This window comes from Leptolyngbya sp. 'hensonii' (assembly GCF_001939115.1).
GTDB lineage: Bacteria > Cyanobacteriota > Cyanobacteriia.
The window spans coordinates 1-23864 of sequence record NZ_MQTZ01000056.1 but is presented as its reverse complement, the minus strand read 5'-3'; the positions used below and the strand labels follow the sequence as shown (position 1 = coordinate 23864).

Below are 23864 nucleotides of genomic sequence, written 5' to 3'. Positions count from 1 at the left end.
TCCTAGATTCAAAGTTGGCCATCAGATTCGCTCATTGGTATCCTCACACTCACTGTTGTGCCTGCAGCAGCGGAGGAAGCTAGGATCAACTCCCCATCATGGGCCTGCACGATACGTTTCACGATCGCCAGCCCCAATCCAGTTCCCGTAGGCTTGGTGGTGTAAAACGGTTTTGTTAACTTGGGAAGTATCTCTGGAGGGATAGGGGGGCCACCATTATGAACCTGCAGGATGACCTGTTGATTCGGTAGATCCGGCACGATCGTCCAAGTGATCGGTTCTCCCTCTGCTACCGCATCACAGGCATTGTCAACCAGGTTGATAAACACCTGCTTCAGCTTATCCTTATCCCCCAGAATGGAAACTGGCTGGGGCGAGGGGATAAATTCAATCCGACGGTTCAGGGCAGTGGGCATCGTTCGAATTGGCTCCAGGATTTCCGCAATGAATTGATTCAGCTCCAGGGCCGATCGCTGGAGGGTCTGGGGTCTGGCATAGAGTAGAATTTCGCTGAGCAAATTCCGCAACCGCTCGGCCTCATCCAGGGAGAGGGCCAACCGTTCCCGCATCGGGTCTGGCAAGTCCAGGCGGTTAAAGGCGTTCAGGCCCATCAGAATTGTGGTCAGGGGATTGCGGATCTCATGCACAATCATGGCTGCCAGTTCGCCGACTTCTGCTAGAGAGGCGATCGCCTTCACCATGTCCTGTTCTTTCTGCCTGCGGCCTGTAATATCTTCTGCAATGCCCGCAATGCGATAAATCTTTCCGTTCTCGTCTCGAATCGGAAAGGCCTGATCCCGAATGATGCGCACTGAAGCATCTGGGCGAATGATCCGGTACTCCTCATCGAAGCGGTCTTCACAACGATGGTAGTAGGCATTATAGACGCGCTCCCGATCTTCAGGATGGATCACTTTCCACCATAATTTTGGATCGGTATACCAGGCCTCGATCGGATACCCCCAGACTTTCTCAAAGGCAGGACTGATATAAATGGGCTCGCCCGCTTGGGAATACATCCAAAACACCTGTTCCAGGTTTTCCGCAATCTGGCGCAGTTGCTCTTCACTCTGGCGCAGTTTAACTTCCGCTTCTTTCCGTTCCGTAATATCACGGGCGATCGCCAGAGCCACCTGTCGTCTTCCCCACAGCACTGCGCCACCCCGAACTTCAACCGGAAAAGTGCTACCGTCTTTCCGCTGGTGAAGACCATCCACCACTACAATCTGGCCAGCAGCCATCTGCTCCCAGGCAGCCGCAAATCCACCAGGAGGAAGCCGTTTCTGGACATCGGGTGCCGAGAGGGTTAGCAGTTCTTCCCAGCTATAGCCCAGATTTTCCAGAGCACGGGGATTTGCATCTAGAAATCTACCGCTCGGATCCAGCACAAACACCGCATCCACAGATTGTTCGATCAGAGCCCGAAATCGGGCCTCACTCTCCCGCAGGGATTGTTCTGCTTCCTGACGCTCCCGGACCTCGGCCTGCAACTGTTCGTTAATGTACTGTTGTTGCTGGTAAAGCTGATAGTTATCGATCGCGGTTGCAGCCCGTTCGGCAAAAATTTCGGCCAACTGAACTTCTTCAGCCGTAAATTGACGGGGGTGTTGGTGGAAGGAGCAGATTGTACCAATGATTTTTCCCTCAGGAGTACGCAGGGGCACCCCCAGGTAAGCCCGGTAGCCATCGGGTGCCTTTCCGTATTCCCGGCAAACCGTCGCATCTTCCACCACCAAGCAGTTCCCCGTTTGAACCACGGTCCCTGTCAGGGTCCCGTGTAACTGATAAACCTGATGGATAGACTCCCCCAGATCGATGGAACTTGCCAGAAGCCGTTCTGAGCCATCCTGGCAAAACGTAACGACAGACCAATCCACGCCTGTGAGTTCGCTCATGCTCACAGCAATTTCCTGGAGGTAGTGATTCAGTTCTCCAGCCCGGTAACTCAGAGCGGATAAGACTGCCAGGGTGCATTGCTCTGGGTGTTTAGCCATCTCTGCCACGCGGTCCTCTCCATCTTCCAGGTCGGATACCTACGAGGAAAAGTATAGCGATTTCCGGGTAGATGAGGTACAAAGAAGCACCAGGAGGGTTGCCCCCTACGGTGGGAATGGTCCCCACCCTCGACTTAATGAAAATGCAATTTACTCTGAAACCATCGTTATAAACTTTCGCTACACTCCTGGAAACTAGCCAGTTGACTTCAAAGATAATAGTTAAGGAATGAGAATTAAATAAAGTGTCAAACTCCTGATTGCCCCTCCCCCTCTCCCAAATTTGGGAGAGGGGGAGGGGTTGGGGGTTGGGGCTAAAGAAATCCAGGTTATTTAATCCACAATCCTAAGGGGTAAATCTAAGCAATTGTATCTATTTTTCTTTCAAAGCTTCTGGCCATGATATCCGTATTTCTCTCTGCGTTTTTTATTTCTGGCTGGGTTATCTTGGCCATAAAGAAGGTTGTCAGTAGGAGGGGCAGAAGCCAGAAAGGAGTTGTTGAGTGTGGATACATCTGGGCGAAACCCACTATTCAGAAAGGCTGTGTTGAGTTCCGTAGGGAGTCTACCAATTCTGTAAATTGAGTGACCAGTTTCCCGCTATGGTGTTACTCCCTCACGATACTCCTGGTTCTATGCTGCTGGAAAAAGTGAGTGTCCTATGAGCGATCGCAACGCCTTGACCCTATTACTAATTGAAGATTGTGCAGACGCTCGAATACTCTATCGTCGGTTCTTAAGGTGGGATAGCCTGTACACCTACCAGATTGTGGAGTTTGAAACTGCAATAGCGGCAGCAGCTTGGTGCCAGCAGGAAGTGCCAGACCTGATTCTGCTGGATTTGCTGTTGCCCGATCAAAATGGATTAGAGTTTTTGCAAGAGTTGAGAAAGTATCGTAATAGTACTCAATCTGCCGTTATTATTTTGACCGCGCAAAGTGATCCGGATACGGTAATCGATGCCATGAAGAGTGGGGCTCAGGATTACCTGGTCAAAGATAAACTAACCCCTGAACTGCTGCAGCAAACGATTCACCGCGCGATCGAGCGGATGCAACTGGCGCGTCAGGTTGAATATAGCCAGGAGCAACAGCGGCTCATTGGGGCGATCGCCCTGCGGATTCGCCAATCCCTTCATCTGGATGAGATTCTACATACCACGGCCATCGAGGTCCGCCAGTTCCTCCAGACCGATCGAGTCCTGGTCTATCAATTCCATGCGGATATGAGTGGGTCCGTTGTGGCTGAGTCTGTCTTGCCAGGTTGGGCCGTAGCATTGGGATCTCACATTGAGGATACTTACTTCCAGGAGCGGGGTGGGGCTACAGCTTATCAACAGGGCCGGAAACAGATTGTTGACGACATTTATCAGGCTGATTTAACGAATTGTCATATCAACCTCCTGGAACAGTTTGAAGTCAAGGCCATTCTAGTGGTCCCCATTCTGGTCAAGGCGCAATTGTGGGGTCTGCTGGTTGCGCAGCATTGTGCGGCTGCTCGCCACTGGCGACCGGAGGAACCGGATTTTCTAGAACAACTGGCTGTGCAGATTGCGATCGCCATTCAGCAGGCCAGTGCTTTTGAGCAGGCCCAAGTAGAACTGGCCGAACGTCAGCGCACCGAAGCCGTACTCCGGGAGAGCGAAGAACGATTTCGCAGCACCTTTGAGCAAGCTGCAGTCGGGATTACCCATGTCGCCCCCAATGGACAGTTCATCCGGTTCAACCGGCGGTTCTGCGATATCGTGGGCTATACTGCAGCGGAACTTCAGGGTCTGACATTTCAGGAAATCACCCACCCGGATGATCTGGTCAACGACTTGAAGCAGAGTCAAAAACTACTAGCGGGTAAAATCCAGACCTATGCGATCGAAAAACGATATATCCGTAAGGATCGATCGATTGTCTGGATTAACCTGACCGGCTCGCTCGTCAGAAATCCTTGGGGGGCACCAGAATATTTTATTGGTGTGATTGAGGACATTACTACGCGCAAACGGGCAGAAGCTGCCCTGTACAGGTTGAATCAAGAGTTGGAAGCTAGGGTTGAACAACGTACTGCTGCGTTACAAGAAAGTGAGGAACGCTGGCAACTGGCCCTGCGGGGGAGTAATGATGGAATCTGGGACTGGGATGTGCAGAACAATCAGGTGTTCTTCTCAAGCCGATGGAAGGAGATGCGGGGCTTCTCGGCTGATGGGATGACTCACTCCCTGGAAGAATGGCCCAATCAGATTCATCCTGACGATCGCGATCGAGTGATGCAGGCCATTGCGAACCATTTTGCCCGCAAGACTCCCTTTTTTCGAGAAGAATACCGGGTGAAACGTCAGGATGGCTCCTACATGTGGATCTTGGATCGGGCCCAGGCACTGTGGGATAGCGCAGGCAATCCGACCCGCATGGTTGGGTCTGAAACCGATATTACTGAGCGTAAGCTGGCCGAGGAGCGATTGCGGAACCTTTCTGATCGGCTTGCCCTGGCCCTTCGATCTGGGGCGATCGGAACCTGGGAATGGGACATCGTGAATAACGTGCGGATCTGGGACGATCGTATGCACGAACTGTACGGGGTGCCCCCCTTTGAGCCTGAGAGGACCTGCGAGTTCTGGCTCAACAGTATCTATCCTGAGGATGTTCCAGGGGTAGAAACCGCCTTGGAACAGGCCGTTCAGGGAGAAAAAGACTTTGACCTGGAATTTCGGGTTGTTCATCCAAATGGCAGCATCCATTTCCTGAAAGCAGCGGGTCTGGTGCAACGGGATGAGCAGGGCAACCCGTTGCGGATGATTGGCATCAACTATGACATTACCCATCAGAAGCAGGCAGAAGCCGCTTTGCGGGAGAGTGAACGCCGCTATGCAACGCTGGCTGAAGCCTCCCCTGTTGCCATCTTCCAACTGGATGCGGCGGGGCATTGTACCTATGTCAACAATCGCTGGTCGGAAATGATGGGGAGACCTCCAGAGTCTGCCCTGGGCACAGGCTGTTTCCAGACCCTGCATCCAGAAGATCAGGCCCAGATTTTGCAGGATTGGGCCAACAAGTTTGAGCATGGCATCGGATTGGGGGAAGGCTATCAGATCGAGTGTAGACATGTTCACACTGACGGGAGAATTATTTGGACCTATAACCAAGTTCTGCCTGAAACAGACGCTGAGGGGATCCAGGTGGGTTACATCGGCACCCTGACGGATATCACTGATCGCAAACAGGTCGAAGCGCAGTTACGCCAGACTAATGAGCACCTGGCCTATGCCACGCGCCTGAAGGATGAATTTCTGGCTACCATGAGTCATGAACTGCGCACCCCTCTAAACGCCATTTTGGGGATGTCAGAAGGCTTACAGGATGGGGTGTTTGGTTCGATCAACGATCGCCAGATGAGGGCGATCGCGACCATTGAACGCAGCGGCAAGCATCTTCTGGAGCTGATTAACGACATCCTTGATCTATCTAAAATTGAGTCTGGCAAGCTCGAAGTGGAAATGGGTGAGGTGTTCATCCGCAACCTCTGTGACACAAGTATGACCTTCGTGCGACAGATGGCCATCCAAAAGAAGATTCAACTCAGCAGCCAGATTCCACAAGACATTGGCCAGATTCAAGCTGACGATCGTCGGCTCCGCCAGGTGCTGATTAACTTACTCAACAACGCGATCAAGTTTACGCCGGAAGGTGGATCGGTAACGCTGGAAGTGAGTCGCCAGGCGAGTTATCAGATGGAGTCGTTGGCGAACATGCCAACATCGAATTCCTGGGTCCTGTTTTCTGTCACAGACACAGGGATTGGCATTGCTGCTGAGGACCTCAATAAACTGTTTCAGCCCTTTATGCAAATTGATAGTAGCCTGAACCGTCAGTATAGTGGGACCGGACTGGGCCTATCCCTGGTACGACGAATTGCAGAATTGCATGGAGGAGCCGTCACCGTTCGGAGCGAATTGGGGCAGGGTAGTTGCTTTACGGTCCGGATTCCAGATCGAACCTGCCCCTTAAATGAAGCCAATCTCCCCGTCCATGTGCCTGCTATAGCCACGCCATCTCAGTCTCTGCCAGGGGCCGTTCCGAGCCCATCTGGGCGTTCCCCTCTGATTTTGCTAGCTGAAGACAATGAGGCCAATGTGGAGACGATTTCCAGCTACCTGGAAGGCCGAAATTACCGGTTCATCCTGGCGATAGATGGACAGCAGGCGATCGACCTGACTCGGACTCAACATCCGGATCTGGTGCTGATGGACATCCAAATACCAGGAGTCGATGGGCTAGAGGCCATTCGCCAGATTCGATCAGACCCAACGGTGGCTGATATTCCGGTCATTGCCCTGACCGCCTTAGCCATGGTGGGCGATCGGGAAAAATGTCTGGAGGCAGGGGCGACAGAATATCTGGCTAAACCCTTAGCTCTCAAACAACTGGAAATCCTGATGCATCAGTTGCTGAACCGCTAGAAAAGCTCCCAGGTCTACTTACTTACCAACCTCTCAGCACAGGCTCCCGCAGGATCTCACGGGTTCCCTTAGAGACCGTTAGAAACTTACCCTTGGGGGTCTCAGCCAGGATGTAGGTATATTCGCCATTACGGGCCTCAAAGTAAGTTCCCTGGGCATCATAGTCACTCAAGGCCAGACGGATATTGTTCTTCCGATTCCGCTTCTCTACACCGACATAAGAATAGGGATTATCTCCACCACAGATGTTAATCAGAAAGCTTTTAGTTTCCAGTGCCAGGAACATGCTTTCACCAGGGCGGCAGTAATTGTGTATCTTTTGGGCCAGCAGCACTTCCTGGGAGGAGTTTGCTGGAGGAGAGGCAAGCATGATTCCGGCGATAGGAAGTAGGGCCAAGGCTAAGTTACGGTTAAGTTGCATAAGTAAGGATGAGGGGTAAGTTCAGAAGACTATTCAGAGTTTGCCCAGAAGTGGGAATTCAATGCAAGATTGATACAACGAATATCTTCTATATTAATAATCCATTGGACAAATGAGAGAGCCAATTTCATCATGGAAGAGTAAGCAGGTGGGAGAGCAAACAACCATGAGTATTGGCATTATCGGTTCTGGTAGCGTGGGGGGGACACTGGGCAAGATCCTGGCTCAGAAGGGCTATACCGTTATTTTTGGCGTGCGGGATCCCCAGAGTTCAAAAGTCCAGGAATTGATCGCTGCAACAGGCGGGAAAGTCCAGGCTGCCACAGTTCGAGAGGCCGCAGAGCAGGCCGAAATTGTGATCCTGACGACGCCCTGGGAGGCAACTCAGGATGCGATCGCTGCCGCTGGAGATCTGACCGGTAAGATTCTGGTGGATTGTACAAACCCGATTGCAATGGGGATGGCAGGACTATCTCAGGGGCTGACGATCGGGCACAGCACCTCTGCCGCTGAGGAGATTGCGAAGTGGGCACCAGGGGCCAGGGTCGTCAAGGCGTTCAACAACATTGGCGCGAATGTCCTCGAGAATCTGACTTTCGGATCGCAACGGGCTACGGCATTCATCTGTGGCGATGATCTGTCCGCCAAGGAACAGGTCATGGGACTGGCAGAGGCAATCGGATTTGAGGCGATCGATGCTGGAGGATTGACGATCGCCCGGTTACTGGAACCCCTGGCTATGTTGTGGATTCACATGGCGATGTTTCAGGGGATGGGTCGAGAGTTTGCAATTAATCTGGTGCGGCGATCGTAACCCTTACGGATGGACAGAACCATCGGGGAGGGTGGCCCCGCGCAGGTCAGTACTGGAGAGATTGGCAGTTTCCAGCCTGGCACCCGTCAGGTTGGCATTTTTCAGGTAAGCCCCACGCAAATCTGCACCCCGAAGGTCAGCCCCCTGTAGATCGGCGTTAGTGAGGTCGGCACTGCGCAGGTCCAGCCCTCTCAGGTCTGCTCCCTGTAAGTTACAGCCTGCACAGTGGCCTGTAGTTTTCAACTCTTGCACGGCTGATCCGGGTCCGATCGGAGTCAGGGTTGGTGGGCGCATTGTCAGCCAGCCGATCAACCCGCCGGTCGCGATCGTAACCAGACCCAGGCCCACAAAGGTACTGCCCAGGGCCAGAGCCAGCGGGGGACGTTTGGCGGGTCTGATCTGATCAATGCCCTGCAGTGCCTGGAGAGCGGTGGCGGCATCTGGGTATCGCTGTTGGGGGTTGGGAGCGGTCAATGTTTCCAGCCAGCGAGTCCAGCCGATCGGCAGGTTTGGGAGCACCGACTTAAAGTTCAGGCGGTAGGCGTCATCAAGCAAGGAGCCGATCGTGGCGGATGGGGTGCCGCTCAGAAGGCAGATCAGGGTCGCTCCCAGGCCATAGAGATCGGAGGCTGTTGTCAGGGGCCGATTGAATAACTGTTCGGGAGGCATGAAACCGAGAGTGCCTTTGACGGTGGTGCTGGCTGAGAGGTCATCTGCACTGGAACGGGCCAATCCAAAATCAACCAGGGAAACCCTGAGGTGCTCATCGACCAGAATGTTTTCTGGTTTTAGATCTCGGTGGATCAGGGGGGGATGCTGCTGTTGTAGATAGACCAGCACCTGCAGGATGGCGATCGCAATCTGCTCGGCTTCTGGGAGGGTGAACTGACGGGGTTCTGCCAGGGAGGGGGCGTTTTTGTATTCCTGGACCAGGCAGAAGCCATCGTCGGTTTCGAAGGCATTCAGGTATTTCGGGATGCTGGGATGGTCAAGCTGCTGCAAGACCTGGATTTCGCGCTCATGGGCAGCATAGTCGGACCAGGTAACCCCCGTTCGAGCAAACTGGAACTGTTTGATGACAACGGTCTGAGCAGTGGCTAACTGGGTGGCCAGGTAGGTAACTCTGCCGCTGCTACGGTTGTGGCCGAGTTCTCGCTGGATTTGATACCCCTGCCGGGAAAAGTCTGGAGTTGTCATAGGAGGGTTTTGCTTTTTTCCACTAGGCGGATAAACTCGGCTCGGTAACCATCCAGGTCGGTGCCCTGGGATTGTTGCGCCAGTTGCAGCACATTGTCTAGGGTGGCGGTCCCTTTGTAAGGGGAATCCCGCAGGATCATCCCAAAGGCAGCAACGGCTGCCGAGAAGCGCAAGTTAGGTGAGGGATTGGGAGGGGTGCCCTGGTCTAACAGGAGCTGGCTGAGGAATTGGGAAGTGGTTTGTTGGGGTGGCTTGTAGCGCAATTTCACAACCATGATCTCGTTGTCTTTGAACTGCACGGAGGGCTTGTCTTGAACAGCAGCCTCTTTGGCCAAAGGCACATCGCTCTTGATACCTGCTGGCAAAATTTCATATAGGGCAGTGACGGAATGGCCAGCCCCCATCTCGCCAGCATCTTTCTTGTCGTCACTGAAGTCCTGGCTGGCAAGGATGCGATTTTCGTAGCCAATTAGGCGGTAGGCCTGGACTTTGGCGGGGTTGAACTCGACCTGAATCTTAACATCTTTGGCGATCGTGAACAGGGTGGATCCCAGCTCTTTAACGAAGACTTTACGGGCTTCCAGCAAGCTATCAATGTAGGCATAGTTGCCGTTACCTTTGTCGGCCAGTTGTTCCAGCTTGGCATCCTGCAGGTTGCCCATGCCAAAGCCCAGCACGGTCAGATAAACGCCCTCATTGCGCTTCTGTTCGATCAGGTTCACGAGCTCGGCATCACTGGAAATTCCCACATTGAAATCCCCATCGGTGGCCAGGATTACCCGGTTATTCCCCGTCTTGAGGAAGTTCTCTTTGGCCAGCTTGTAAGCCAGTTGAATTCCTTCACCCCCTGCCGTGGAACCCCCTGCCTGCAATCGATCGAGGGCTGCCAGAATCGCCTCTTTCTGGTTGCCGGGGGTGGGCGGGAGGACGACTCCGGCGTTACCAGCGTAGACGACGATCGTCACCCGATCGCTGGCGCGTAGTTCGTTTACCAGTAGGCGCAGTCCAGACTTCACTAGGGGCAGCCGGTTGGGAGCATCCATCGAGCCGGAAACATCGATCAAGAACACCAGGTTACTGGGGGGTAAACTCTCTAGGGCCATTCTTTTTCCCTGCAAACCGACCAGAACCAACCGGTGATTCCGATTCCAGGGGGCTGTGCCTACTTCGGTCGTGACCGTGAAGGGACGATCGCCCTGGGGCTGGGGATAGTCATAGGTGAAATAGTTGATCATCTCCTCAATCCGGACAGCATCTTTGGGGGGCAACTGTCCTTCGTTGATGAAGCGACGCACATTGCTGTAGGAAGCCGCGTCTACATCAATGGAGAAAGTGGAGAGGGGGTTCGTGCTGGCGCGCTGGAAGGGGTTATCCTGAATGGTGCTGTATTGTTCTCCTGACGTTCTTTCCGGTAATTGGTCTTGGGTTTGATCAGCCAGAGGCTTTGCTGCCAGATTCTGCTTCAACTCCTGGGTCGTAGTGGTTCCAGGGAGGGTCTGGGCGGCTGGAGAAGGCACGCCAACAGGCGGTGCAGAAGGAGCAGAATTGGAGCGGCCAGTTTTGCTAGCCTGATCCGCATTGCAGGCCACCAGGGTTCCCAGGAGGAGGGCATAACCCAACAGGACGATCGTTTGAATAGCCGGACGCTTGGGATAACTCATAGATTGGAGGGGAACAATAGGGAAGACTGAATACTTTCGTTCTACCGTCAGAATTCAGCTTCAGGAAGCTAAGTTACTGAAACTGAAACGTGATCATGAAATACACCAGCATGACAGGGTATGTTACCCTGCAAGCTTTCATCCAGAACTAACTTTATGATCAAGATGAAGGGTATCTTTGATCAGAGCCACAATGGGTCCTTTGAGCCATTCCAATTGCAACTGGGGCGGAGTTCATGCTTTCAAATCAAGGAGAACGATATGGTCAGGAAAGGCTTGAGCCTTCAGAGACCCACTTAAGAGTTGAAATTGACCGTTTACAGCGTGAAAATGAGCGTTTGAGGCAGCAGAACTACGATTTACATCTGGCCCTATCCACAACAGCAGAACATGGGGACTTTATCGAAGCACAATTGCACGCTACAAATATCCAACTGAGTGCTGAGATAGTCGAACGAAAACGAGCAGAGGTTATGCTTCAGACCCTCCTGGAAATAATTTCCAGGGAACGGGATGATCTGGAAATAATTGTCCAGACCATCATGGAACATGGAGATGTAGTGGATGCTCAATGGCAACTCAAGCTAAATGAAACCTTGCGTCTGGCCGACCTGGATGGCTTAACTCAGATTCCAAATCGCCGTCGGTTTGATGTCTATTTCGACTATCAATGGCGGCAGATGACACGGGATCAGACCCCCTTATCGGTGATCCTCTGCGACATTGACTGCTTTAAACAGTACAACGATGCCTATGGTCATTTGGCTGGAGACGATTGCCTTAGGCAAATTGCCCAAGCCCTTCACACGACCCTCAAACGCCCCTCTGATCTGGTTGCCCGCTATGGCGGTGAGGAATTTGTTGCTATCCTACCCCAAACAGATGCCCAGGGAGCTATTCAGGTGGCCGAGCAAATGCAGGTTGCGATCGCTCGGCTCCAGATTCCCCATAGTCAATCTTGTATTGCGCCCCAAGTGACTTTGAGTATGGGTATCGCCAGCACGATTCCCTCCCCCCTGCGATCGTCTGGTAGCCTGTTAGATGAAGCCGATCAACGCCTTTACCTGGCTAAACAACAGGGGAAAAACCAGATTATTCACCCCTGGAATTCTTTTCCTGCTCCCTAAGGAATGAGAATTAAATAACACCGATAAACTCCTGATTGCCCTCACCCCCCTGCCCCCTCTCCCGCTGGGAGAGGGGGAGGGGTTGGGGGTTGGGGGTGAGGGCTGAAAATTTCGGAGTTATTAAATCCACGATCCTAAGGTGCAAAACTTCCAGTCGAGCAGGCGTCGATGACAAGCCCTGAGGGACGGTACAAAACAAATAAAACCCCCCAGACCAGAGGTCCGAGGGATGAAGTTCCTGAAAATCGTCACTGAAACCATCCTGACAAGGGATGCGAGGCTCTGCAAGAGGGGCATGACCCATCATTAGCCGGGATCAGGGGCAGTCTTGAGCAATTTTGGGGGAGAGGAATCACGGTTCTATTCTGGACGACTGGTTTCTGGTCGATAAGGGTTGAACCCGGATGGCCAGAGGAATTTCAGGGTAGGCCCGGTGGATTTTGACCATCAGTTCGATCGCCCTGGCCCGATCTGTAATGGCGATCGTTCCAGATTGCCGATTCAAAATGGCTGCAACGATCTCAGCGGAGAAGCGGTTCTTGAGAGCCTCCCGCTCCAGAAAATTGAAGATGCGTTGCTTGGCTACCCGACCCCGGTTGACCTGCGAGAGGGTACGAATAAAGTAAGGTTGTAGGGCCTCCAGGTATTCCGGATGATCTACTGCATAGCTCTCCAGATAATTCGTAGCAAACAGTTGCATATCCGTCGATGGATGTTCACTGAATTTCAGCAGATACTCCGGGCCATCGGCTGACCGAAAACAACGACTGACCAGATCTCGGCCAAATTTCCGCACCTCAGGCAGGGTGCTATCGCAAAGACTGATCAGAATGGTGGGTGTAAAATCCTCAGCCTGGAAAAAAGTGCCAAACAACCGAAAGCCAAATTCTCGCGAGTCTTCCCATTTGGATTCCAGCACCCGCAATGCAGCGGCCATCTCCAGAGGATCCTGGCGCAGGCGGGGCAGGAGATGCATCAGCATTTCCCGTGCTGCGGCTCGCACTGCCAGAACCTCCTGATGGGTCAGTTGGACAATTTCTGGGGTACTCCAGGTTTCAGCCCAGGTGCTCCCCTTGACCGCTAGAAGGGTCCCAGCCAGTTCCTGGGCAATTGCAGATTCCGCCCCTAACAAGGTCCGCACCATGGCCTCAGTGGCCGTAGCCATCCAACCAGTTAGATCTTCCTGGAGCAGAGTCAATACATCCTGATGAACACCCGCATGGGGTTCGGGGCGGGTCAACAGATCTATCGCCAACGTTACCAGGTTCAGGCCAAATTCTGGATAGGTGCTTCCCAGGCGACTCAGCACTGGACGAATCCCACTGCGGATTTCTGGCTGTTCGTGGATCAGAAACGTCAGGAGGAGTTGCTCCTGGCTGATCAGAATCTGATCGGGGAGTTGCCCAAGTAACTGAACTCCCAGGCCCCGAATGGATTCGTGAGGAGACTGAATCAGGGCATCGATCAGGCCGGAAGGGAGGTCTGCTGCAGGAGTCTGGTGGTTGAGCAAAATTCGGGCTCCCAGTTCCTGAACTTCGGGCAGGGGATGGAGCAGAAGATCCCGGACAATGCCCAGGCCGATCGTTCGCAGTTGGGGTGCGAATCTCAAAAGCAGGGTCTCACCAGCATCTCGCGCCACGGCTACCTGTTCAGGAGCCAGGGTCAGGAGCCTCGCGATCGAGCGGCCAACCGTTGCTTCGGCAATCCAATCTCGAATGGGGGCTGCACTCAAAAGTTGACGTGCAAACTGACGGGTATCACCCTGGGGATTGGTAATCAAAGCTGCGATCAAGGCACTGTTTTCCAGGAGACCCTGGCGATTTTGCTCAATCCACTGATGGGCAGTAGCACGGGCTTCTGGCAGGATACAGGATGCTATCGCCAGCAGCAGTTCCGGATCTGGCTGGGTTGGATCATAGCGATCGGCAGCTAACTCAAACCCCAACCGGGCTGTGGCCTCATAGGAACGGTTGAGCAACTGGTTAATGATTTCCAGGGTTAGCTCAGCACAGTAGGAACGACACGATCGTAGGGCCTTGACGGCAAACTCATGTACAGGCCGACAGTGACTTTCTAGCAGGAGCTGCACCAGAGGGGCGGGGTGCTGTTCCCACAAGTTTGGAAAGGCTTCTTCCCGTTCTGGGGGAACTGGATGACCGGGTTTGTAGGGTGATTTACAGGACCAGGCTCGACCGCCTGGTTTTAGCCGATAGCGGGGACTGTGCTCATACAAAATATGGTTAAAGGTGATGAATCCGGCAAAGGCATCCCAATCCGCAGAGGCGATGGGAATATTCTGGCGAGATTGCCAGTCATACTGGGTGCGAACCGTCTGTCTGACCGGTTCCGCATCGGTATCTGAAAGCGCCAGTAAAACACCCGTCGCCAGGGTAGTGTAGCCGATCGCATCCCCTAGTTCCCCCAATCGCCTCAAAGTGCGCCAGGTTCGGCGGAGCAGATACTCACGGGTCTTCTGACTATAGGCCAGTCGGGAAGTGGGGCTACTTTGTTCTGCTTTAATCTGCTGGGTGTCTTTCCGAGCGTAGCGGTGGTTGACGGAATCGTAGGTGTACTCGTAGCGCTGCAGGTAGGTATTATCCGGTAGCCGGATATAGTAGCTGTCATCGCGATAGTAGGCGTCCTCCTGCTCGAAGCGATAGGCAAGAAGACCGTAGACTTCCCCATCCTGGCGGTACTCAGCGGCTTTGAAGAGATGGCGCAGGGGCCGGAAATAGCCCGGCAGCAGGGGAAGGGTTTGAAGCCGGGATAATAGGACCGATCGCACCGGGGGGAAATCAAGACAATAGAGGGTATAGAGAACCTCCCAGTTGGCCTTGTTGGATTGGTTCAGGTAGGCATCCAGAGTTTGTAGAAAGGATGGGGTCTCAACAGCTTGCAGTTCTGGCGGTAGTTTGGAAATAACGAAGGACTGCAGTCGGGTACGCTGCTCTTCGTTGGCCAGTTTGAATAGGGCCTCCAGGGCAATACGCCGCACCATGTCGGGAATATGACGGGCCTCCAACAGACGTTCCAGGGTGGGAATCACGGTGCGATCGCCACAGCGTCCTAAGGCCCAGACAAGGCAGTAGTCTTGCAGGGCATCTCCCTGGCCCAATAACCGCAGGAGCAGGGGAGCAGCAGCGGTGATTTGCAGTTCCCCTGCTCGCCAGATCACCCGGCTCAGGGGCCATCGTTTGTCTTCTGTGGCCGCAGCAAGACGGGTCAGAATCCGCTGACGGCGAGCATCGGGATCGGCGGGAACTTCTGCAGGCGGCAGTGGGGAGGGGGGTGGAGCAGGTTCCAGGCCAGCAGAGACATGTTGGTAACCCTTTTTGACCTTAGAGGCCACCAGCTTATCAAAAGCGCGCTCGGCTGCCGCCAGGGATAAGGGATCGGCAGTTTCGACCCCTTCTCGCAGGGTGGAGCCCCGTCGCCCATACCGAAAGTTGACGACATAGCGATCGGGGGCGACCTGACAAAGATCGACTTCATAGACCTTATCGGAGCGGCCTTCCTGGTAAAGGAGGGTAATTCGCCGGAGAAGTTGCATAGGCCTACCCAAGTTCAAAATTCAAGTTTTGAATTGGTCTTACTTTAGAAGAAAATTGTTCTATCTCTGCTTGTTCTATTTTGAAAATGGAGCTGACGGGAGTCGAACCCGTGTCCGCATTGGGTATTGACCTTTCGCTCATTCACAGGCTTAGCCTATCTGATCCTCAAGGCGGGAACCGTCCCTTATCCCGGACGATGGGATTCTCTAGTAAAGTCTTAGTCAGCAGTAGACCAGAGGCTAACGACTGAAGCATCCGTTGGGGTTTGTCCACAAGCCTTAACGGAGTCAACCTGTGAACGCTCTCTAACCTTGGAAAGGTTTTTTAGGCAACAGCTACGGCCTTACGAGCAAAAGGAACGATGTTGTTCGCATCTACTTTTTTTTGAGCCTTTGATTTTCGAGAGGAGACTCACTCTCGGCCTGAATCACGAAGCAGCGTTCGCCAACACGTCGAAACCGTTACAGCCCCTTGTGTGGATCTTAATTATAGCGAATAGACTTCTGGAAGTACCAGATCACATAACTTGTATCATAGAGCCTGGATCGCCCTAATCGGTCCATTGAAGTAGCTTTTTGACTTTATCAGCCAGCTCCCTGACCCGGAAAGGCTTGGTAATCACCCCCGCAACCTTCAACTCGGCTAGTTGCTGGGGAGTATGGCCCTGGACCCTAGCAGTGAGCAAAATAATGGGAATGTTTTGGGTGGTGGCCTGCGATCGCAGACGGTGGGCGACCGTATATCCATCCAAATCAGGCATGGTCACATCCAGCAAGATGGCATCGGGTGGTTGAGCTTGAGCCTGAATGAGCCCTTCATGGCCAGAGGGAGCTGTTTTGACCTGCCAACCAACTGGTTCCAGGGCAAATCGAATAATGTCACGAATCCCCTGATCATCGTCAATCACCAGGATCAATCTAATCATCACTGTCTTGCACTTTTAAGGCGGGTTAATTTCAAGGCATCAGTCTGAAGGTTACTGAAGGAGCCAGTAGTTAGCATTCAACCTCGCTACTGCCCTCTAACTGCTGGCTGTTCAAGGCCCTCTTGAGAGGGCGGTCCTGGAAGAAGCGAGGATCTGGGCTGGAATTGCGGCAGCATCCAATAAAACGTGCTTCCTTCTCCCAGAATACTTTCTGCCCAGATCCTGCCCCCATGTTGTTGGACAATGCTGCGACAGATAGCCAACCCCAGACCAGTCCCTCCCTTCTGACGAGAGTTAGAGGCATCAACCTGGTTAAAGCGCTCAAAAATGGTTTCCAGTTTATCTGCCGGAATCCCCCGTCCCTTGTCCTTGACGGAGAACAGAACGTGAGCAGAAGCCGGGGAGGCAGAGCCAGATTTCCTGATGCGCTGACTCTCTGTTGAATTCAGGAGAGTGGCAGTAACCCACACCTCGCTGTCGGGGGGGGAGAACTTGATTGCATTACTAAGCAGATTGGTCAGAACCTGAAGCAGGCGATCGTGATCGGCCTCGATCGGAATCCCCGCCACTGCTACGGTTAACTGTACAGCCTGCGCCGCTGCTATGGTCTGCATCTGCTCCACAGCTGTTGTAGCTATTTCCAGGGTATTACAGATCTGCTTGTCCAATCGGAGTCTGCCAGAGTCCAGTCCATCCAGATCCAGCATGTCATTGACCAGGCGCGACAGTCGGTCCGCTCCCTTAACGGCAATTTTAATCACCTGCTGTCCCCGATTTGAGCTGGGGTCTACCAGACCACTGTCCAGTAATTCCAAAGCTCCCTGAATAGCTGTCAGGGGAGTTCGCAGTTCATGGCTGACAATAGAAATAAATTCTTCTTGGATTTGCATCTCATCTGACCGGTTCGGGCGGTTGATCTCAAACGTCCATTCAGGATCAGCGGGCCTTTGGGAGGTCTGTTCAGGAGAGGTCAGGGGATGAAGCATCCTGGGAAACGTCAGAAGGCCAGACGTGATCGCCAAGCTTAGCATTCCCAGATATAGCAGAATCGTGCTGTTGGCCCTGCCTTGAAGCCCGATCGTACAGTAGGTGAGTACAATCACCAGAGCCCCAATAGTGAACAACTGAAACATCAGCGATAGAAATAGTCCCCATCCCAATGTCGTTTTTCGACTTAGAAGGGGTTTGTTAGCAAACGTCCGCCAGTCCTTTGATGATCGTAGCAACCTGATTCTGTCCCCGGCTTTTAGCCTGATAAAGCGCTGTATGGGCAACCTCATAAAGTTTCTGTACATTTTGCCCGTCCTCAGGATATTGAGCGATGCCAGCACTGGCGGTAACGTAAAACGGCGTTTCAGTTTGTCCAACAAAGGGTTGTTGTTGGAGAAGCTGTAGTAGAGCAGCGATTCGTTTCTCCGTATCGAGGGCGGTGATACCATACAGGCCCAGCATAAACGCGCCGCTATCCCAATATCCAATCACATCTTCGCTTCGAAGCATTTGCTTTAAAAGCTGGCCCAGGTAAATCAGAACTTGATTACCCGCATCCATGCCGTGCTGGTCAATAATGGGTTGCAGATAGTCTAAATCTAACAGCACCACCCCCAGGGAATGGTTTTGTCGTTTTGCGACTTGCAGAAGGCGAGTCAGATCATAGGTGGATCGACGCCGATTGCTCAACCCAGTCAACTCATCCGTTTCGGTCAACTGTCGCAACATCTGCCGCCACTCTAGACGACTTACCACACGGGTTACCAGTTCCGCTTCCACGATCGGTTTCTGGATATAGTCGTCAGCTCCAGCGGCAAAAATCTGCTGAACCCGCTCTGAATGAGTCTGAGTTGATAGAAATAGAATAGGTAACTCACACCAGGTAGCATGATTGCGCACAGCCTGACAGAGGGCAAATCCTGGTAGGGACGCCCCTACTATCGAGTTTTCGGACCCCATCAGGGAACTACACAGATTGGAGGGTTCGGCATTCAACAGCAGGAGATCAGGGAGGGTTTCTTCCAGGGATTGCCAGAGTCCCTGAGCCTGATCGGGTAATATGACCTGAAACCCCCAGGGGAGAAGGATTTTGTCGAGGAGACCCAGAATTTCAGGATCGTCATCCACCAGCAGTAACCTGACCTCTTGCTGCAGAATTTGTCGAGAAGAGGGAGATACTGTTAAGAATAATTGTTGGGGCTGGGCTTCCGAGTTTTGCAGCTCACTGTCTGGCTGGGAGTATTGGGGCTCTGGTAATGTCTCCGGTTCTGGGGGTAGAAGCAGAGAGGGCTGGGGGGGCAACCGTAGAACAGATTGTTCTGGCAATACCGATGGGTTTAATTCTACATCTCTCTGAGAGTCTGGCGGTAAGGCTCGACGGAGTTCAAACAAGAGTTGGTGCAAGTAAACCCCATCGATCGGAGCCGATTGATTCAGTTTCTGCTCAATTTGCTTTGCCAATCGAGAGGCTTGTTCCAGGCCAAAAGCGCCCAGGGAACCCACCAGCGTATGGGCTTGCCGACTCGCCTCAAGCCGCTTATCGTCGGTCAGGGTTTCAGCCACAATAGCCATGACGGCCTGCTCAATCTCTGAGAGGAGATTGAGATAGTTTTGCTGATGTGCAGCCCAAATATCTTGGAGTTCCAGTTCAACGGCAGGGGTTCCGGCCATAGGCAGCGGAGACGTTGAATCTGGAGCCGAGGAGGCTGGTTTCTGGTCTACTTCTTCCTGTGGGGCAGTAGCAGTCTGATTTTGTTTAAGGCGATAGCCCAGGCCATAGATAGTCTCAATTAAATCTCCAGCCCCATGCTTCTTCAGTTTCTGCCGTAACCCTTTGATATGGGCTCTCACTGTGCTTTCAGTTGGCAGTTCATCCAGGGTCCAGAGATGTTCAATTAAGGCGCTCTGACTGAATATCCGTTGGGGATTCAACAAAAAAAACTGCAGCAATTCATACTCTTTGGGAGTCAGGGTCAAGAGTTGCTCGTTACAAGTGACCGTAGAGCTATTCAAATCCAGGCACAGGCTTTCCCATCTGAGCAAAGAGGACCCACTACTGCTGCGTCGTCGCAGGAGGACTCGCATGCGAGCCAGCAGTTCATTGAAGTCGATCGGCTTCACCAGGTAGTCATCTGCGCCAGCATTCAAACCCAAAACTTTGCTGCTACTCTCATCACGGGCTGTCATCAAGATCACAGGTGTCAATTGATTGAGAGGAGCAGATGACAAGCGCTGTTGCTCCCGCAACTGCTTACAGAAACTCACGCCATCCAAGTTAGGCAGAACCCAATCCAGCAGAATCAGATCATACTGAAAGGCTTCTGCCAACTCCCAGCCCGCCTGCCCGTCAAAAGCAAGTTCGACCTGATACCGTTCTCGCGTCAGTTTCTGATGCAAGAGCTCAGCCAGACCTCGATCGTCTTCTACAAGGAGAATCTTCACGACTCTAAATTCTCAATTCAAAATGGAATCTGCTTCAGAGGTTTTCTGAATCAAGTTTCAAGAGAGCATTGCGTAACCCAAGCAAGTGGGTCTGAACAGGAAAGATTGCTGGCAGACCCACCTGTTCAAAACGTGAAACTGGTTCTAATCACACCCACAACCGCATCAGGGTTCCGTTCATCATGGTTAGGAGCCGTCAGCCAGAAAACGCCAGGAGTAATGGCGACATTGTCATTCAAGCGAATGGTATAAAACGCCTCCACATGAAAGCCCGTGTCTCGATCGGACCGCTGCCCTCCAGGCAGGCCGATCGCGGCTGCCACCGTTGCATTACTCGTACTTGTCACTTTCGGCTGAACACCAAAAACGATGCCCCCCAGATTCCCTTTCCCGCCCAGATCTGGAAACGCCAGGGTGAGGGCAAAGTTCAAAACTTCCACATCTCCCCCCCGGCCTGTGGCAACGCCCTCGGTACTCGCTCCCAGGACGCGAGCAGTAGAGTAGCCAAACCAGCCTCCAATCTGGAAGCCTTTGCTGACCCGGTAGTTCACATTCAGGCCATAGTGGTTGGCTGAGACCCGATCGTCACTGGCAACCCCGAAGGTTCCTCCCGTGCTCACCTTAGCCGCATTACTGCCCGCCAGGGTATCAATGCCCAATTGGGGGGTATAGCTGTTCAAATACACCAGACCCAGGGTCAGGTTATCAGTATAAACAGTGAGCTGGCTGAAGGCTGTGTAGCCCCCATTGAAGAAGCCTGAGGTTGGCTGGGGAACATTGGGAGCTCCAGCCCCCCCGGCAGTATTCTGGCCCGTATAGCCAGCCGCTAAGGTTAGCCAATCAGTTACCCGGTAGTCCAATCCAAACCCGGCTTGGTTCCCCATCGGGTAATACAGGGGATTGGAGTTGGCAAAATTAGAAACGGCACCGGTTGTAAAGTCACTAAAAGGGGAAATTGGGTCAGCCCCCAGCAAGGTCGGGTCTGTTTCTCCCGCATGAACTCGCAGATTGAGTCGATCGCTCACCGGGAAATCATACCCCAAGAAGTGAATGCGGAAAGTATTGTTATTTTGGAATTGTGGCCCGAAGGAAGCCAACAGGCGAGCCTCATCGGAAAAGGCATTGGGGTAGGTTGAGGCAAATCGCTGGGGAGCACCAAATCCGCCAGTTGTGTTGTTAATGGTTGGGTTGCCAGCACTAAAAAGTTGAAAATTTGCTGCCTGCAGGCGGATTTTCAGTCGGTCTCTGCCGGTAAAACTGGTGTTGAAGTCTAATCGGGCACGATAACTGACTGTCGTCTCATTGAACCGATCGGCCCCGCTCCCGAATGTATCGGCCAGATGGAAAATAACTTCCGCATTCAACTTGGTTGTCGTGGAGAATTGTTGAGATTCCAGCGTTGCTGTTCTGGCTTCCAGGGCATCTACCCGGCCTCGCAGCGTGGCAAGCTCAGCAGCGAACTCTTCCTGTAATCGCTGCACTGTAGCTAGATCTTCTTTGGTGACCAGGTTGGCTGTTGCTGCAGTAATCAGCTCATTGATCCGGTCCATGCAGGCATTCAGGCCAGCGGCAAACTCATAGCGCGTCATGGCCCGACTGCCCCGATAGGCACCATCTGGATAGCCCACAACACAGCCATACCGTTCCACAAGGGACTGCAGAGCTTGAAAGGCCCAATCTGTTGGTTGTACATCTGAAAGTTGGGAGACAGAGGTCACTTGAGCCATCGGGTTCTCCTCGACCTCCAGCGCAGAAGAACTCGGTTGCCCTGGGGGTTGATTGCTGGGAGACAAGGCATTGTTCTGAGCTACTTCTACAGGAGCAAAAGACAGGCGGGCTGCACCACCTGACTGGATGGGTTCCGCATGGACAGAGCTGAGGAGGACCCCATTCAGCCCTGCCAGAGTCATGACACTAACAAGGCCAGATGTAAAGAGAGGTTGAAATGAATGCGGGTGGAGAGTTTGATGTAGTTTCCTGCCCGATCGCCCATCCCTTTTTTCAGACCTTTGATGATAAGTCATGATAGTGTTCGCCCCCGTGTAGTAAGTAGCAAATTACAACAATCTTACGTATTATCTCTAAATACAGTGAGTTGTGCTTGGCGTAAAGTTCAAGTTAGTGCTTCGAAACAATGCACTCGTTGATTTTTTTAAGATTTTTGGCTGCTACCAGATAAACTCCCACCCTGAGTGGCGTGATATCATTATGGTCTTTCAGTCAAGCTGCGCTAACGGCTACATTAGCGACGCCACTAACCATAGATTGAGACATCGGAATTCGAATCACAAATTCCGTCCCCTGCCCTGGTATAGAGTAACATTCCAGATTACCCTGATGTTTCTCTGCCACAATTTGGTGACTAATGGACAGCCCCAGACCCGTGCCTTTGCCAGCCGGTTTGGTTGTGAAGAAAGGCTCAAAAATTCTACGTTTTATTTCTTCAGGCATCCCCAAGCCACTATCAGCAATGCGAATAGCAATATGCTCATGTTCTGTCAGGGCCGTGCAGATACGAATGGTTGGCGGAGTCAGATCGGCTTCTTTACCCAGAATCCTGACGCTTCGATAAACCATGGCTTCTTCTACGGCATCGATCGCGTTATTCAGGATATTCATGAACACCTGATTCAATTGCCCTGGATAGCACTCGACGGAGGGTAGGTCTCCATACTCCCGAATAATCTGAATCGCGGGATAATTTTGCTGAGGTTTAAGACGGCTATTGAGAATCATTAGGGCACTATCAATCCCGTCATGCAAATCAACACGCTTGATCTCTGCCTCATCATGACGGGCAAAGGTCCGCAGAGATCGAACAATTTCCCGAATCCGATCGGTTCCCACTTTCATGGAGGTTAGCAGGCTAGGTAGATCTGACTGAATGAATTCAAGATCAAGGGTTTCAGAAAGTTGCTGGATTTCCGGCGTTTTGTCAGGGAATTGCGTCTGGTACAGTTGCAATAAATCCAAGACTCCCCGGATGTAATCGGTAGCGAAAACAATGTTGCCATGGATAAAATTCACTGGATTATTAATTTCGTGAGCCACCCCTGCAACCAACTGCCCCAGGGTTGCTAGTTTTTCTCCATGAACCAACTGGGATTGAGCAACTTGCAAATTCTGTAAAGCTTGCGACAGCTCTGCTGTCCGTTCTTCTACGCGCCGTTCTAGATCCTTTGTCAAGGTTTGTAGTGCAGTTTGAGCTGCTTCCCGTTCAGCAATTTCCTGTTTTAACTTGACATTCTGCAATTCCAGGGTTTTGCTCAAATTGCGCAAATTAAGCTGCAAGCGAACACGCGCCAGGACTTCTTCCTGTTGAAATGGTTTTGTGATGTAGTCTATGGCTCCAGAGGTTAACCCCCGAACCTTGTGTTCTGTATCTGCCAGAGCCGTCATGAAGATGACAGGAATATCACGGGTTGTCGGATTCGCCTTCAGTCTCTGGCAGGTTTCAAAGCCATCGATCCCAGGCATCATAACATCCAGCAGAACCAGTTCTGGCTGATAATATTGTGCCTGATCAATGGCACTTTCCCCATCGAGGGCAACTGAAACCTGAAAACCAGCATCGGACAGAGCCTCTGAAAGAACTTCCAAATTGGTGGGATTGTCATCCACAATTAGAATTGAAGATGAGCTAGAAGTTAGCATCATTACTTAAAACACCCTTTAAGTTTCAATCATTGTGCAGATAGAAATTTTGACTGGATTCAGGTCCAGTGAATAAGTCATTAAATCTTGACTGGTAAGTAGTCAGGAGGAATTAAATATAAAACGTTCCAGGGAGTAATTGCCCCTACTACTACGAGCTTGCATTCCCTCGATGATCGCATCGGCTAAATCAACTTCATGCTCAAACATCCGCCCAGCAATTTCATGGGTTTTGAGTTGATGCCACTGCTCCTCGATCCGATTCATCTCAGAACAGTAGGGTGGCAACCAGAAGAGGAACAATCCTTGGGCTTGCCACTTGAGCCATTGTTGCTGAGCCAGACGACTGGTATGGGCAGAGCCATTATCTTGAACAACTACCGTTAATCGCCCCGTTTGAGCCAGGGTAACAGATGCCTTCTCGGCAATCCAGTCCATGACTTGGACATAACTGGCACTCTTGAATCCCCCTTGAGCCAAAGCATACTCGAAGTGACAATTGGGTTGCCACAACCCTAAAATGCTGATCCGTCCATTGCGACGTTGAGTTTGTTCGAGCCGCTTTTGCTCCCCAATGCGACTGTAGCTATAGCTGACGGGACTCCACAAGCAACACCCGGATTCGTCTAAATATTTCA

General features: G+C 52.3%; 14 protein-coding genes and 1 other RNA gene. 3 read left to right on the top strand and 12 right to left on the bottom strand.

The genetic code is table 11. The features are described from left to right. Positions 1–8: 8 nt before the first annotated feature. Positions 9–1994: a PAS domain S-box protein gene (locus tag BST81_RS28605; RefSeq protein WP_216351442.1), complete on the bottom strand. Its 1986-nt coding sequence runs from the start codon at positions 1992–1994 to the stop codon at positions 9–11. Between the two features lie 661 nt (positions 1995–2655). On the opposite strand from BST81_RS28605, the gene BST81_RS23885 reads away from it, so the two are divergent. After that, positions 2656–6444: a PAS domain S-box protein gene (locus BST81_RS23885; protein WP_075601033.1), complete on the top strand. Its 3789-nt coding sequence runs from the start codon at positions 2656–2658 to the stop codon at positions 6442–6444. A 22-nt stretch (positions 6445–6466) separates the two neighbouring features. Here BST81_RS23885 and BST81_RS23880 read toward each other — a convergent pair whose 3' ends face one another. Next, positions 6467–6814 (bottom strand): hypothetical protein, encoded by a 348-nt coding sequence (locus BST81_RS23880; RefSeq protein ID WP_216351441.1) that lies wholly within the window; start codon positions 6812–6814, stop codon positions 6467–6469. A gap of 217 nt (positions 6815–7031) precedes the next feature. On the opposite strand from BST81_RS23880, the gene BST81_RS23875 reads away from it, so the two are divergent. Next, complete coding sequence (locus BST81_RS23875; RefSeq protein ID WP_083637054.1) at positions 7032–7679, top strand: NADPH-dependent F420 reductase; 648 nt, start codon at positions 7032–7034, stop codon at positions 7677–7679. 3 nt (positions 7680–7682) lie between these two features. On the opposite strand, the gene BST81_RS23870 is transcribed toward BST81_RS23875, so the two are convergent. Both BST81_RS23870 and BST81_RS23865 read right to left on the bottom strand, forming a co-directional pair. Beyond that, the gene (locus BST81_RS23870; RefSeq protein WP_075601030.1) at positions 7683–8876 is read right to left on the bottom strand and encodes a serine/threonine-protein kinase; all 1194 of its coding nucleotides are present in this window, start codon (positions 8874–8876) and stop codon (positions 7683–7685) included. After that, on the bottom strand, positions 8873–10537 hold the full coding sequence (locus tag BST81_RS23865) for a VWA domain-containing protein (protein WP_075601029.1): 1665 nt from the start codon (positions 10535–10537) through the stop codon (positions 8873–8875). Before BST81_RS23865 ends, BST81_RS23870 begins: the two co-directional genes overlap by 4 nt. Positions 10538–10773: 236 nt before the next feature. On the opposite strand from BST81_RS23865, the gene BST81_RS23860 reads away from it, so the two are divergent. Next, on the top strand, positions 10774–11664 hold the full coding sequence (locus tag BST81_RS23860; protein ID WP_083637053.1) for a diguanylate cyclase: 891 nt from the start codon (positions 10774–10776) through the stop codon (positions 11662–11664). Positions 11665–12016: 352 nt separating this feature from the next. Here the strand turns inward: BST81_RS23860 and BST81_RS23850 are convergent, their stop codons facing one another. The 8 genes from BST81_RS23850 to BST81_RS23815 form a co-directional block, all read right to left on the bottom strand. Further along, complete coding sequence (locus BST81_RS23850) at positions 12017–15214, bottom strand: WGR domain-containing protein (protein ID WP_075601027.1); 3198 nt, start codon at positions 15212–15214, stop codon at positions 12017–12019. Between the two features lie 84 nt (positions 15215–15298). Then, positions 15299–15686: a transfer-messenger RNA gene (ssrA, locus tag BST81_RS23845) on the bottom strand. A gap of 79 nt (positions 15687–15765) precedes the next feature. Next, positions 15766–16140: a response regulator gene (locus BST81_RS23840; protein WP_075601026.1), complete on the bottom strand. Its 375-nt coding sequence runs from the start codon at positions 16138–16140 to the stop codon at positions 15766–15768. An 86-nt stretch (positions 16141–16226) separates the two neighbouring features. Continuing rightward, positions 16227–17273, bottom strand: a complete 1047-nt coding sequence (locus BST81_RS23835; protein WP_075601025.1) for an ATP-binding protein — start codon at positions 17271–17273, stop codon at positions 16227–16229. 55 nt (positions 17274–17328) lie between these two features. Continuing rightward, positions 17329–19572 (bottom strand): response regulator, encoded by a 2244-nt coding sequence (locus tag BST81_RS23830; protein ID WP_075601024.1) that lies wholly within the window; start codon positions 19570–19572, stop codon positions 17329–17331. Positions 19573–19697: 125 nt separating this feature from the next. Further along, positions 19698–21482, bottom strand: coding sequence for an iron uptake porin (locus BST81_RS23825; RefSeq protein WP_083637051.1), 1785 nt, complete (start codon positions 21480–21482; stop codon positions 19698–19700). A 310-nt stretch (positions 21483–21792) separates the two neighbouring features. Continuing rightward, entirely contained in the window at positions 21793–23229 is a 1437-nt protein-coding gene (locus BST81_RS23820) for a response regulator (protein WP_075601023.1), read from the bottom strand. Positions 23230–23328: 99 nt separating this feature from the next. Beyond that, on the bottom strand, positions 23329–23864 hold a 536-nt coding region (locus tag BST81_RS23815), incomplete at its 5' end, for a transposase (protein ID WP_216351440.1).

Excerpts from the sequence above, each read along its gene's own strand:
- BST81_RS23865 (WP_075601029.1), bottom strand. The coding sequence starts at position 10,537 with ATGAGTTATCCCAAGCGTCCGGCTATTCAAACGATCGTCCTGTTGGGT.
- BST81_RS23860 (WP_083637053.1), top strand. The coding sequence starts at position 10,774 with ATGCTTTCAAATCAAGGAGAACGATATGGTCAGGAAAGGCTTGAGCCT.
- BST81_RS23870 (WP_075601030.1), bottom strand. The coding sequence starts at position 8,876 with ATGACAACTCCAGACTTTTCCCGGCAGGGGTATCAAATCCAGCGAGAA.
- BST81_RS23825 (WP_083637051.1), bottom strand. The coding sequence starts at position 21,482 with ATGACTCTGGCAGGGCTGAATGGGGTCCTCCTCAGCTCTGTCCATGCG.
- BST81_RS23885 (WP_075601033.1), top strand. The coding sequence starts at position 2,656 with ATGAGCGATCGCAACGCCTTGACCCTATTACTAATTGAAGATTGTGCA.
- BST81_RS23850 (WP_075601027.1), bottom strand. The coding sequence starts at position 15,214 with ATGCAACTTCTCCGGCGAATTACCCTCCTTTACCAGGAAGGCCGCTCC.
- BST81_RS28605 (WP_216351442.1), bottom strand. The coding sequence starts at position 1,994 with ATGGCTAAACACCCAGAGCAATGCACCCTGGCAGTCTTATCCGCTCTG.
- BST81_RS23840 (WP_075601026.1), bottom strand. The coding sequence starts at position 16,140 with ATGATTAGATTGATCCTGGTGATTGACGATGATCAGGGGATTCGTGAC.
- BST81_RS23820 (WP_075601023.1), bottom strand. The coding sequence starts at position 23,229 with ATGATGCTAACTTCTAGCTCATCTTCAATTCTAATTGTGGATGACAAT.
- BST81_RS23880 (WP_216351441.1), bottom strand. The coding sequence starts at position 6,814 with ATGCTTGCCTCTCCTCCAGCAAACTCCTCCCAGGAAGTGCTGCTGGCC.
- BST81_RS23875 (WP_083637054.1), top strand. The coding sequence starts at position 7,032 with ATGAGTATTGGCATTATCGGTTCTGGTAGCGTGGGGGGGACACTGGGC.
- BST81_RS23835 (WP_075601025.1), bottom strand. The coding sequence starts at position 17,273 with ATGTTTCAGTTGTTCACTATTGGGGCTCTGGTGATTGTACTCACCTAC.